General features: G+C 53.8%; 9 protein-coding genes. 5 read left to right on the top strand and 4 right to left on the bottom strand.

All coding sequences use genetic code 11. The features are described 5' to 3' along the window. Positions 1 to 53: 53 nt before the first annotated feature. Entirely contained in the window at positions 54 to 356 is a 303-nt protein-coding gene (locus GEI7105_RS0121525; protein WP_017662483.1) for a hypothetical protein, read from the bottom strand. On the opposite strand from GEI7105_RS0121525, the gene GEI7105_RS0121530 reads away from it, so the two are divergent. Further along, a complete protein-coding gene (locus GEI7105_RS0121530; protein ID WP_017662484.1) occupies positions 355 to 3,471 on the top strand; it encodes a sll1366 family intein-prone helicase in 3,117 nt (1,038 codons plus the stop codon). The genes GEI7105_RS0121525 and GEI7105_RS0121530 overlap by 2 nt on opposite strands. A gap of 114 nt (positions 3,472 to 3,585) precedes the next feature. Beyond that, complete coding sequence (locus GEI7105_RS0121535; RefSeq protein WP_051044228.1) at positions 3,586 to 4,473, top strand: SWIM zinc finger family protein; 888 nt, start codon at positions 3,586 to 3,588, stop codon at positions 4,471 to 4,473. Between the two features lie 19 nt (positions 4,474 to 4,492). On the opposite strand, the gene GEI7105_RS0121540 is transcribed toward GEI7105_RS0121535, so the two are convergent. Beyond that, complete coding sequence (locus GEI7105_RS0121540; RefSeq protein ID WP_017662486.1) at positions 4,493 to 5,506, bottom strand: LysR family transcriptional regulator; 1,014 nt, start codon at positions 5,504 to 5,506, stop codon at positions 4,493 to 4,495. A 334-nt stretch (positions 5,507 to 5,840) separates the two neighbouring features. Here GEI7105_RS0121540 and GEI7105_RS38710 point away from each other — a divergent pair, with 334 nt between their 5' ends. The 3 genes from GEI7105_RS38710 (at position 5,841) to ftsH2 (ending at position 9,517) form a co-directional block, all read left to right on the top strand. Then, entirely contained in the window at positions 5,841 to 5,996 is a 156-nt protein-coding gene (locus GEI7105_RS38710; RefSeq protein WP_017662487.1) for a hypothetical protein, read from the top strand. Positions 5,997 to 6,380: 384 nt separating this feature from the next. Next, positions 6,381 to 7,385, top strand: coding sequence for a phosphoribulokinase (locus GEI7105_RS0121555; RefSeq protein ID WP_017662489.1), 1,005 nt, complete (start codon positions 6,381 to 6,383; stop codon positions 7,383 to 7,385). Between the two features lie 245 nt (positions 7,386 to 7,630). After that, positions 7,631 to 9,517, top strand: a complete 1,887-nt coding sequence (ftsH2, locus tag GEI7105_RS0121560) for an ATP-dependent zinc metalloprotease FtsH2 (RefSeq protein WP_017662490.1) — start codon at positions 7,631 to 7,633, stop codon at positions 9,515 to 9,517. A gap of 263 nt (positions 9,518 to 9,780) precedes the next feature. Here the strand turns inward: ftsH2 and GEI7105_RS0121565 are convergent, their stop codons facing one another. Further along, positions 9,781 to 10,977 (bottom strand): aminotransferase class V-fold PLP-dependent enzyme, encoded by a 1,197-nt coding sequence (locus tag GEI7105_RS0121565; protein ID WP_017662491.1) that lies wholly within the window; start codon positions 10,975 to 10,977, stop codon positions 9,781 to 9,783. A 26-nt stretch (positions 10,978 to 11,003) separates the two neighbouring features. After that, on the bottom strand, positions 11,004 to 11,570 hold the full coding sequence (locus GEI7105_RS0121570) for an SH3 domain-containing protein (RefSeq protein ID WP_017662492.1): 567 nt from the start codon (positions 11,568 to 11,570) through the stop codon (positions 11,004 to 11,006). Between the last annotated feature and the right edge of the window lie 73 nt (positions 11,571 to 11,643).

The raw sequence follows: 11,643 nt of genomic DNA on the forward strand, positions 1-11,643 counted from the left end.
TTGGCGATGTCAGGCAAGCAACGCCTGTTGAGCTTGCTTTGAGATGCTGTGTGTCAGATTTTTTCGATCGAATGTTGTATGATGGGAACAGTATGCGGCCGACGGTTCGATCGCTCTCGATGCTTTTGATACGTTTCAAGGATTTCGAGCGAAAGCGCGATCGCACTGAGTCTTTTTAACAACGGCTTTTTCAACATCCAATTTTTCAAAACTCTCGACATCGATCGCCCCCCTTCAAGCGAGAGATGTGACGCGAGACCACCGCAGACACCGCTCGGAATCGTGCCGCAGATGGTATCGTCTCGGACTCGCCGAACTCGAGAGCTAAGTTTCGTTTCACCCTGAATATCGAGCATGGCAATCTTACACGGCAGTTGGCGCGATCGCGAATCTTGTTTCTTTCTCTGGGGCGAAACTTGGCGTCGGTTAGAGACTTCCGTGTCCTCGGACGAGGACATCGCAGACAACCCCTTCGCCCTCAACGGCCGGGAACTGCAAGACTTGCTCGATCGCCTGAGTAAAACTCACCAACTGGCGGTAACAGAGACGTTTCAGCCCGCGTCTCAAATCCTGTTGCTTCCCAGCCAAACCCGTAAAGAGGGCGATCGCGTTCCTCAACATTCCGCCGCCACCCCCGACGGCGAACTCACCTTACATCCCTGGCGCGTCGAAGGATTTCACCTCGACCCCGCCCAAGCTGTCGAACTCCTCCACAGCTTACCCTTGGGACAACTCACGGAGTCCGAGTCTTTTGTCGGGGCAGATTTACAATTTTGGTCTCACGTGGCGCGGTGGACGCTGGATTTACTAGCCCGAGGTAAATTCCTCCCCGGCTTGGCGGTTCGCCCCGACGGTTCCCTCGAAAGCCTCTGGCAACCCCTCCTCGACAGTGCCACCGATACCGATCGCTTCCACCGTTTCGCCAAACAAATGCCGGGAAGCTGTCGCGCCTATCCCGACGCGGAAACGGGAGTTTCGCCGAGTCCCCAAACCCTACTGCGCCGTTTCCTCGAAACCTTCACCGACACCCAAGTTCGGCAACATACAGGCAACGTACCGCTACCGCCTCTCAATTCTCCCGTGAAAGACTGGCTGGAATCTTTGAGTCGCCCTTCGCCCCGCGTGAATTTGGGACTCAAACAAGCCGAACCTCTAGCGACAGCCTTGAATACCTGGATAGCCCCGGTGAGTTCGGCGTTGTCCGGGGAAAACCAGTTTCGGACGGCGTTTCAACTGCACCCCCCGGTGGAAAACGGTAAAGATTGGCGGTTTGATTTTTACCTGCAAGCGGCGGACGACCCGGAATTTCTCGTCTCGGCCGATACGATATGGAATCATGCCGTCGATCGCCTCGCCGTACGCGGACGGGAAATCGATCGCCCCCAAGAAACCCTGTTAAGCGGGTTGGGACTCGCCTCGCGTCTCTATCCCACCCTCGAAGCCGCCTTACAAACCCCTCGCCCTAAAGGATGCGATCTCGATCCGATTCAGGCTTACGAATTCCTCAAAAGTACCCGCTGGCGATTGCAAGAAAACGGTTTAGGGGTGGTGTTACCGCCGAATTTGGAAAACGTCGAAGGTTTATCGGGACGATTGGGGTTAGTGGTTCGCGCCGAACCGCCCAAGAAACGGGCAAAATTGGGATTGAAAGGGTTGCTGGATTTCCAATGGCAACTGAGTCTCGGTGGGAAAACCCTGTCTAAAGCGGAATTCGATCGCCTCCTCACGTTGGGAAGTCCCCTCGTCGAAATCGATGGCGAATGGGTGGAACTCCGCATGGCGGACGTGAAAGCTGCTAACGAGTTTTTCGACGAACGCCAAGACGATTTATCCCTGTCTCTCGAAGACGCCCTTCGCATCGGAACGGGAGGCGACACCCAAACCCTCGGGAAACTCCCCGTCGTCCGCTTTGAAGCCAGCGGCCATCTCCAAGCCTTGATGGATACCATCACCGGGAAACGTCGCCTGGAACCCCTCGACGCCCCGCAGAAGTTCAAAGGGGAATTGCGCCCCTATCAAGCCCGAGGCGTGGGTTGGCTGGCGTTCTTGGAACGCTGGGGCTTGGGGGCTTGTTTGGCTGACGATATGGGGTTGGGTAAAACCATTCAAACCATCGCCTTTTTGCAGCATTTGCAGGAACGCGACGATCTCGACGCGCCTACATTATTAATATGTCCGACCTCGGTGTTGGGGAACTGGGAACGGGAGGTGAAGAAATTCGGCCCCTCCCTGTCGGTGTTCGTCCACCACGGCGACAAACGCCCCAAGGGTCAAAGTTTCCTGAAAACGGTGAAACAGAAACATCTCGTCATCACCAGTTACGCTTTGGTGCATCGGGATTTGAAGGATTTACAGAAAATCGACTGGCGGGTGGTGGTTCTCGACGAGGCGCAAAACGTGAAAAACCCCGACGCGAAGCAGTCGAAGGCGGTGCGTCAGTTGGAAACTCAGTTTCGGGTTGCGCTGACGGGGACGCCGGTAGAAAACCGTTTGTCGGAGTTGTGGTCGATTTTGGATTTCCTGAATCCGGGGTATTTGGGAACGCCGACGTTTTTCAAGCGGCGGTTTGCGATTCCCATCGAACGGTATGGGGATACGGACTCGCTGCAAACGTTGCGATCGCTGGTTCAACCGTTTATTTTGCGCCGTTTGAAAACCGACAAGGACATCATTCAGGATTTACCGGAAAAGCAGGAAACCACGGTGTTCTGTTCGCTGACGGCGCAACAGGCGCGACGGTATCAAGAATTGGTGGAGGAGTCGATGGCGAAAATCGAGTCTTCCGAAGGGTTGCAACGTCGCGGCTTGGTGTTGGGATTGCTGACGCAACTGAAGCAAGTTTGCAACCACCCCGAGTTGTTGGGGTTGAAGAACCGCAAGAACAAAGCCACAATTCTCGATCGCATGACGGGGGGTTCGGGAAAGGTGCAGCGGTTGGAGGAACTTCTCGAGGAATCGATCGCGGAGGGCGATCGTGCGTTGATTTTCACGCAATTCGCCGAATGGGGAAAAGTGTTAAAAGCCCATTTGGAAAAACGCTTGGGGCGCGAAGTGCTGTATTTGTACGGGGCGACGCGGAAAGTGCAACGGGAAGCAATGGTCGATCGATTCCAACACGATCCCCAAGGTCCGCCGGTTTTTATTCTTTCGTTAAAAGCGGGAGGAACGGGATTGAATTTAACACGGGCGAACCATGTTTTCCATTTCGATCGCTGGTGGAATCCGGCGGTTGAGAATCAAGCCACCGACCGAGTTTTCCGCATCGGACAAACTCAAAACGTTCAAGTTCACAAGTTCGTTAGTACGGGAACGTTGGAAGAGAAAATCCACGACATCATTGAAAGTAAACAAGCTTTAGCGGAACAAGTTGTGGGGTCTGGAGAATCCTGGCTGACGGAACTCGACACCGATCGCTTGCGGAATTTACTGTTACTCGATCGCAGTGCGATCGTGGAAGAAGATGAGGTTTAAAAACTTTGTTGTTGTGGCGTTTTCGCGATTTCTGTTGAGTCGTTCAATACCGAAAATTGTAGGAACGAGCGGTTTTCGCCCCTACAGCAAATGTTGTTTTTTCTATTAAATTCAATGATTTACAATCTTTCTGAAGTGAACTCCGAACGTGAATGGTGGGTACAACAATGGCTCGATTTGCTCGATAAATATCGCTTCAAAAAACGTTTAGAACGAGGACGAAACTACGCCCGAAAAGGTAACGTCCTCAGCATCGACTTCAAAGACCAAAAAGTTCTCTCCGACGTACAGGGAACCGAAGACGAACCCTATCATATTTCGCTGTGGCTGGATAACTTTTCCAACGAAGATTGGGAATTTGTTATCAATACTTTGTCAGAACAGGTAATTTTTTCCGCCAAACTGTTAGCCGGAGAAATGCCGACGAATATCGAAGATGTCTTTGCCGCGAACGGGTTGCGGCTGTTCCCGTTCAGTTTACAAGAAATTCGATCGCGCTGTTCTTGTCCCGACAAAGCCAATCCTTGCAAACATATTATTGCCGTCTATCATTTACTCGGCGATCGCTTTGCTGAAGATCCGTTTTTACTGTTTCAATTGCGGGGACGTACCAAGGAACAAATTATCGAAGCCTTGCGGGAACGTCGCGCTGGAGATAACGCCGATTCTGCACCCGTAGAAGTATCTCAGAAAGCGGAAGAGAAACCCATTAAAATCGAGACGTTTTGGAAATACGAAACGCCGCTAGATTCCTCGTTAGTGGTCGTGAGTCCGCCGATGCAAAACGAAACAGTGTTAGATATTCTGGGATTGATTCCCTCTTCAAACGGAAACGGCGGAACCTCCTTAGCCAAGCAAGCTGCCACGAGCGAGCAGGTTCGGGATTACTTGAAACAGGTGTACGCAACAGTGAGTCAGAACGCGATATCGGCGGCGATGGGAGGCTCTTTGACCGACAGCGAGGGAGCATCGACAGATCGCACCGAGTTCGAGGTTCTCTGATTTCCCAAACCGTCGTAACTCAAGACGAACTTTCTTCGACCGACTCGACCACTTTGGGCGGTTCGAGACTTTCTTCAGCCACCGCAGGTTCGACGAGCTTGCGATCGAGTTCTTGACTCGAAAATAGGGGTAAAATTTCCGTAATAAAGGCTTCGGCCGCTTTCGAGCGATAGCGGTTGGGATTGTAAATCACGTTGAGAGTACGTTTGACCACTACATCCTCGATAGTCGTGCGGTGTAACACGCCCATTTGTAACTCTTTTTCAATGGCCGAAACCGAAACGAACGCCGCTCCCAAACCAGACTGCACAGCACTTTTAATCGCCTCGATGGAGTTGAGTTCCATCTCTAGCTTCAAGCGGCGCGTATCGATACCACAACGCGACAAAACCTGGTCGATGACCTTGCGAATCGTCGATTGAGAATCGAGGGCGATAAAATCCAACTTGTAGAGATCTTCTTTCTCGATCGACTCCTGCTGAGCCAACGCGTGAAACGCCGGTAAAATCAACGCCAGTTCGTCTTCAGCGTACGGCACGATTTCCAACGAATCCTGTAAGTCCGTCGGCACTTCTCCCCCGACGATGGCCAGATCGACCTGCCCGTTGGCGACACTCCAAGAGGTGCGTCGCGTCGAATGCACGTGAAGCTGAACCGCCACATCGGGATAGCGTTGTCGGAACGCACCGATCGTCCGGGGCAACAAATAAGTTCCCGTCGTTTGAGACGCCCCGACAATTAACGTTCCGCCTTGGAGATTTTGCAGATCTTCGATCGCGCGACAGGTTTCCTGACATAGCGTCAGAATTTTCTCCCCGTAACTGAGCAACAGATGTCCGGCTTCGGTCAGTTGCGCCCGTCTTCCTCCCCGATCGAACAGCGGTACGTTTAACTGCCGTTCGAGATTTTGAACTTGTAGGCTGACAGCCGGTTGAGAGACATACAGGCTATCGGCGGCCCGTTTGAAACTCCCCTCAGATGCAATAGCTTTGAGGATACGTAACTGATCTAGGGTGAAAGGAAGGTCAGACATAGGGATAAATCTGCAAGGGAAAAGGCGCCTATCGGCAACCCACTGATGCCATTTGTGCGAGCGTTGAGGGCGAACCGTTTTCGATCCCTCTCAAACAACGACCCTACCACAACCTCGAGTCAACTCCTTCAAAGATTTGTTGCTCGATCGCCCGAACTGGGGATCGCTAGAAGTACGACTCGCGGTCTAAGACTTGTAGGGGCGATCCCCTTTTGGTAAAATCTATCGCACAACTGGTACTAAATACTTAAAAACACACCCTTAGTCTTCCCAAACAAGCAGCAGACCTTCTACCTGTTTGGCGATCGCGTTGGGTTGAGGCTAGTTTCGAGAAATGTCTGTGGCGAGCGCCACCGCTTTAGCCCTAGCTTTTTCGAGTTCAACTACCTCTGTCACGGCGATCGGTTCGGGGAAAGATCTCATCCGCAGTAGCATCCAGCTTTCCGAAGGACGAGCTGCGAGCTGGCTTAGCAAGCCTCCCCACGTCTGAGGTCGGTACTCGAACGTGGGAAACTCGCCAAAACAAGTCAGGTAATCTCCTTACCGACGTTCGCAGCGGTAGTCCTCTCTGGTAAGGTAGTCATGGCAATGGGGAAACGCCTCGATCGCCAAGGCTGGAGTCGCCCTTCCCCGATCGACACGAACGTACAGGCTGAGCCTGGCGTACAGTGCGACCTGTGGGAAACGAACTAAAAAATTGAGATCCGGTTAACGGCGGTGAGATACATCGTCGGAACCTGTGAGGGAGAAAGCGGCCTGCCATCCTCCCGAAGCAGGACATCCTAGGAGCGATTCTAGGAGAAACTCAACGCCATCGTTTTAGACTTGGCGTGGGGAGATGTTACACAATCATACGTGTCGATAGAGGAAACTTATGAGCACGAAGCCAGATCGCGTGGTTCTTATTGGTGTTGCCGGGGACTCCGGTTGTGGGAAATCCACCTTTTTACGCCGACTTGCCGATTTGTTCGGTGAAGAAATGATGACCGTCATCTGCTTGGATGACTACCACAGCTTAGACCGCAAAGGACGCAAAGCGGCCGGCGTGACCGCTCTCGATCCGAGAGCCAACAACTTCGACTTGATGTACGAGCAAGTCAAAGCCTTAAAAGAAGGCAAATCGGTCGATAAACCGATTTACAACCACGAAACTGGAGAACTCGATCCCCCAGAGCGAGTCGATCCGAACAACATCATCGTCATTGAAGGTCTGCACCCGATTTACGACGAACGCGTTCGGAACCTGCTCGACTTCAGCGTCTACCTCGACATCAGCGACGAAGTGAAAATTGCCTGGAAGATCCAGCGCGATATGGCAGAACGGGGTCACACCTACGAAGACGTTTTGGCCTCGATCGAATCCCGCCGCCCCGACTTCGAGAAATACATCGACCCTCAAAAACAACACGCAGACGTCGTCATCCAAATTCTGCCGACGAACCTGATTAAAGACGACAAAGAACGCAAGATCCTACGTGTACAGTTGATTCAGCGCAACGACATCGAAGGATTCGAGCCGGTTTACTTGTTCGACGAAGGCTCTACGATTCACTGGACGCCTTGCGGCCGCAAACTGACCTGCTCTTATCCCGGTTTGAAACTGTTCTACGGGCCGGATAACTATTACGGTCACGACGTTTCAGTCCTCGAAGTCGACGGTCGCTTCGACAACCTCGAAGAAATGATTTACGTCGAAGGACATCTGAGCAAAACGTCCACTAAGTACTACGGCGAACTGGCTCACCTGTTGCTACAGCACAAAGAATATCCCGGTGCTAACGATGGAACGGGTTTATTCCAACTCCTAGTCGGTCTGAAGATGCGCGAAGCTTACGAGCGCCTTACGGCTTCTGATTCTAAGGTTCCTGTCGAAGTCTAGAGTTTTTCTAGTTCTATCTCACAGAGGTCAGCCCCTACGGTGTCTGACCTCTTACTTTTTTGGGGAGAGGCGATCGCGTTAACGTTTGTGGGTTCGTCGCCCCCTTGCCCGAAACACTCGCAGGACAGGGTCGCAGGCTGACTTCGACGCCTACCAGAAAGATATGTTACATTTGATTAAGATTATGAGTTAGCAAAGCTGCTTAAAAATAATCGTTCATTGCCGAAACCGGAGATAGCTGCAATATGAAATTTTCTTGGAGAGTCGCTTTACTCTGGGCGTTGCCGATCCTCGTCATTGGATTTTTCCTGTGGCAAGGTGCGTTTTCTTCCTCCGCCGTCACAGCTGGAAATAACGCTGCTGCAACTCGCATGAGTTACGGTCGCTTCCTCGACTATCTCGAAGCCGGTCGCGTAACCGGTGTCGATCTCTACGAAGGCGGACGGACGGCCATCGTCGAAGCCGTCGATCGCGATCTCGACAACCGCGTCCAACGGCTGCGAGTAGATTTACCCGCTAACGATCCCCAACTGATCGCCCGACTGCGGGAAGCCAACGTCAGCCTCGACAACCACCCGCCCCGAAACGACGGTGCGATTTGGGGATTGTTGGGCAACCTGGTATTCCCCGTTCTGTTGATTGCGGGGCTGTTCTTCCTGTTCCGTCGCTCGAGTAACGCCCCCGGCGGCCCCGGTCAGGCGATGAACTTTGGGAAGTCTCGGGCGCGGTTCCAAATGGAAGCGAAAACGGGCGTTCTGTTCGACGACGTAGCGGGTGTCGACGAAGCTAAAGAAGAACTCCAAGAAGTCGTCACGTTCCTGAAGAAACCCGAGCGGTTTACCGCGGTCGGCGCGCGCATTCCGAAAGGCGTGTTGCTGATCGGACAGCCGGGAACCGGTAAAACCTTGTTAGCCAAAGCGATCGCCGGGGAAGCAGGCGTTCCCTTCTTCAGCATCTCCGGTTCGGAATTCGTGGAAATGTTCGTCGGCGTGGGCGCGTCTCGCGTGCGCGACCTGTTCAAAAAAGCCAAAGAAAACGCTCCCTGCATCATCTTCATCGACGAAATCGACGCCGTTGGTCGCCAGCGCGGTGCCGGAATCGGGGGCGGAAATGACGAACGAGAACAAACCCTCAACCAACTCCTGACGGAAATGGATGGGTTCGAGGGCAACACCGGAATCATCATCATCGCCGCGACTAACCGCCCCGACGTTCTCGATTCGGCGCTGTTACGACCGGGACGCTTCGATCGCCAAGTTTCAGTCGACGCTCCCGACATCAAAGGTCGCCTGTCGATCTTAGAAGTTCACGCTCGCAACAAGAAACTCGCCTCGGAAGTCTCCCTCGATGCGATCGCCCGTCGCACCCCTGGATTTACGGGAGCTGACTTAGCGAACCTGCTCAACGAAGCCGCCATTCTCACCGCTCGCCGCCGCAAAGACGCCATCACGATGGCGGAAATCGACGATGCGGTCGATCGCGTCGTGGCCGGGATGGAAGGAACGCCCCTCGTCGATAGCAAAAGCAAACGTCTGATCGGCTATCACGAAGTCGGTCACGCCATCGTTGGGACTCTGCTGAAAGACCACGACCCGGTTCAGAAAGTGACGCTGGTGCCGCGCGGTCAAGCTCGAGGTCTGACCTGGTTCGTTCCTTCGGAAGACCAAACCCTGATTTCTCGCTCTCAGATTCGCGCTCGCATTACGGGGGCTTTGGGCGGACGCGCTGCCGAAGAAGTCATTTTCGGCGATGCGGAAGTGACCACGGGTGCGGGGAACGACCTGCAACAAGTTACGAACATGGCTCGTCAGATGGTGACGCGCTTCGGAATGTCCGATCTCGGTCCGATGTCTCTCGAAAGCCAATCGGGTGAAGTGTTCCTGGGTCGCGATCTGATGACGCGATCGGAATACTCTGAAGATATCGCCGCTCGCATCGACGCTCAGGTTCGCACCATTGTCGAACAGTGTTATGACGATGCGTGTCGGATTATGCGCGACAACCGAGCCGTTATCGATCGCCTCGTCGATTTGTTGGTGGAAAAAGAAACCATCGACGGCGAAGAATTCCGTCAAATCGTCGCTGAATACACGGACGTTCCTGAAAAAGAACAGTACGCTGCAATTCTGTAGGACGTTCGGTTAAGGCAAAAACGATTTTGGGTTAAGAATTCTGATGAATTCAAAACACCTCGGTTGAGTTTCCAGCCGAGGTGTTTTTTGTTAAAAAAAGTCCCCGAAAATCGTTGGATGCTAATTTGTTTTGAGAGCCAACCCGATCGGACTTTATCCTTTTTTGATAAGTTGGGTTTCAGAAAGGCTTCACCACAGAGACACAGAGGACACAGAGAGGTTCTAGCAGGGTTTGGAGAAACCGCTGTTTGAGATGCCCGAAATTACGAATTGCCGGATTGCGCGGTAAATTCCCGCACGCTTTCGACGAGGCGATCGCTCTCCTCCTCCGACGTCAAATAGTGAACGCAGGCGCGAACGCAACTCGGATCGAGAATCGTGCGCGTCATGATGCTGCGACCTTCCAAAAACACCACCAAATTTTTATGAGTACCAGAGTCCAGGGTAAACGAGACTAACCCCGATTCTGGCGGACTCGTCCGCAAACAGGTGACGCCGGAAATTTCCCTGAGTTTTTCCCACAATCGCGCACTAGACCGACAAATTTGGCGATACCGCTCTTCCGCAGTTCCCCATTGACGGTGCAGCTCGATCGCCGCCGTCAATCCCGCGTACAACGGATACGCCGAAGTTGCGATTTCATAGCGTCGCGCGTCTGGCTTCCATCCCGTGGGTTGTCCCGTCCCGTCCACCTCGACGCCTCGCCAGCCGATAAACGTCGGCCGCAACGATTCCATCGCCTCGGGACTCACGTACAAGCCGCCGACACCCTCTGGACCGCACAGCCACTTATGCCCCGTAAAGGCGTAAAAATCGACCCCCGACTCTGCCAACTTCAACGGAAGCACCCCCACCGACTGGGCGGCGTCGGCTAACACGCGAATCGGCTGTCCGCTTTCGGTGGAAACGCCGCGACAAGCCGTCACGATGTCTGCTAGGGGTAACACCTGGCCGGTGTTCCATAAAATGTGACTCAAGACGACTAACCGGGTTTTCGGCGTCAAATACCGGGAAATGACTTCGACCGGGTCGCCTTCGTTGAGGGTGTCCAGAATCGGACAGACCGACACCTCGATGTTAAAGCGGTGTTGGAGTTCTCGCACCGTTGCGATAACGCCGGGATGTTCGCAGTCCGTCATTAACAGGGCGTCTCCCGGCTTCCAGTCGATGCCCCAGAGGGCGACGTTGCACCCGGCGGTGACATCTTCGGTGACGGCCACCGTTTCCGGGGCGACCCCTAACTCGGTCGCGATCGCCCCTCGCAAGGTCTGGGCGCATTCCTGAACCCAGACGTTGGCTTTCATAGAAAACGGCCCCATCTGTTGCAGGCGATCGTAACTCTGCAAAATGGCGTCGCGGGCAGTTTGCGAAAGCGGCCCTTCGCCGCCGTAGTTGAAATAGGTTTTGTTAGCGAGTGCTGGAAATTGCGCTCGAAAGTGCTGTCGATGCTGTTCTGACACCGTTAATTTTGAGGGTTGCGTCTACTTTAAGGATAGTAGCGCGTACACTCGATAAGATTCGTCACCCGCTCGTTTTCTCCGGCACGAATAAAGCCGCCAAACGGGGCGTCGATGGGTTGCCAGATGGTTCCAGAGGCATCCACGATCGCGTTTCCGCTGAGTAAGACGGCCGAACCGTTGTTGAGACGGCCGATAATTTCGCTGTTGGGGTTGGAGTTGCGATAGACGTTTAAGCCGCCGGTATGTCGGATGTTACGGGCGTTATCGACGTTGGCACACATGGCCGGTTGAAACCCGACGACGGGAGGACGCGGGGTCGGGGCGGAGCGATCGCAGAGATAATCGCCCCAGACGTAGCCGCGATAGCCGTTGGCGGCCACGGGTTGCCACGGGCCGGCCGGAGGGGCGACTCGTTCGACGACATCTCCATCGTTGAGAACGGTGAGGATCTGACCGTTAGGGGTTTGGCGCAAGTTGAGGCGATAGCCGTCGGTGCAAACGGCGGCACTCTCGGGAACCGATTGCGCGATCGCACTGTGGGGGGACAGAACCGCTGAGAGGGCGATCGCGGTCAGAGAAAGACGAAATTTCATGGTTTTTTTAGGGCTGAACGCGTCTGCGGGGGGAATTGTTTTGAATTTTACACCGAGTTCTCCGTAAATCCCG

This window comes from Baaleninema simplex PCC 7105, from assembly GCF_000332355.1.
Lineage (GTDB): Bacteria > Cyanobacteriota > Cyanobacteriia > Cyanobacteriales > Geitlerinemataceae > Baaleninema > Baaleninema simplex.

What these genes read in the sequence shown, in the direction of transcription:
- GEI7105_RS0121530 (WP_017662484.1), top strand. Translation starts at nt 355, where the DNA reads ATGGCAATCTTACACGGCAGTTGGCGCGATCGCGAATCTTGTTTCTTT.
- GEI7105_RS0121525 (WP_017662483.1), bottom strand. Translation starts at nt 356, where the DNA reads ATGCTCGATATTCAGGGTGAAACGAAACTTAGCTCTCGAGTTCGGCGA.
- GEI7105_RS0121535 (WP_051044228.1), top strand. Translation starts at nt 3,586, where the DNA reads ATGATTTACAATCTTTCTGAAGTGAACTCCGAACGTGAATGGTGGGTA.
- GEI7105_RS0121540 (WP_017662486.1), bottom strand. Translation starts at nt 5,506, where the DNA reads ATGTCTGACCTTCCTTTCACCCTAGATCAGTTACGTATCCTCAAAGCT.
- GEI7105_RS38710 (WP_017662487.1), top strand. Translation starts at nt 5,841, where the DNA reads ATGTCTGTGGCGAGCGCCACCGCTTTAGCCCTAGCTTTTTCGAGTTCA.
- GEI7105_RS0121555 (WP_017662489.1), top strand. Translation starts at nt 6,381, where the DNA reads ATGAGCACGAAGCCAGATCGCGTGGTTCTTATTGGTGTTGCCGGGGAC.
- ftsH2 (WP_017662490.1), top strand. Translation starts at nt 7,631, where the DNA reads ATGAAATTTTCTTGGAGAGTCGCTTTACTCTGGGCGTTGCCGATCCTC.
- GEI7105_RS0121570 (WP_017662492.1), bottom strand. Translation starts at nt 11,570, where the DNA reads ATGAAATTTCGTCTTTCTCTGACCGCGATCGCCCTCTCAGCGGTTCTG.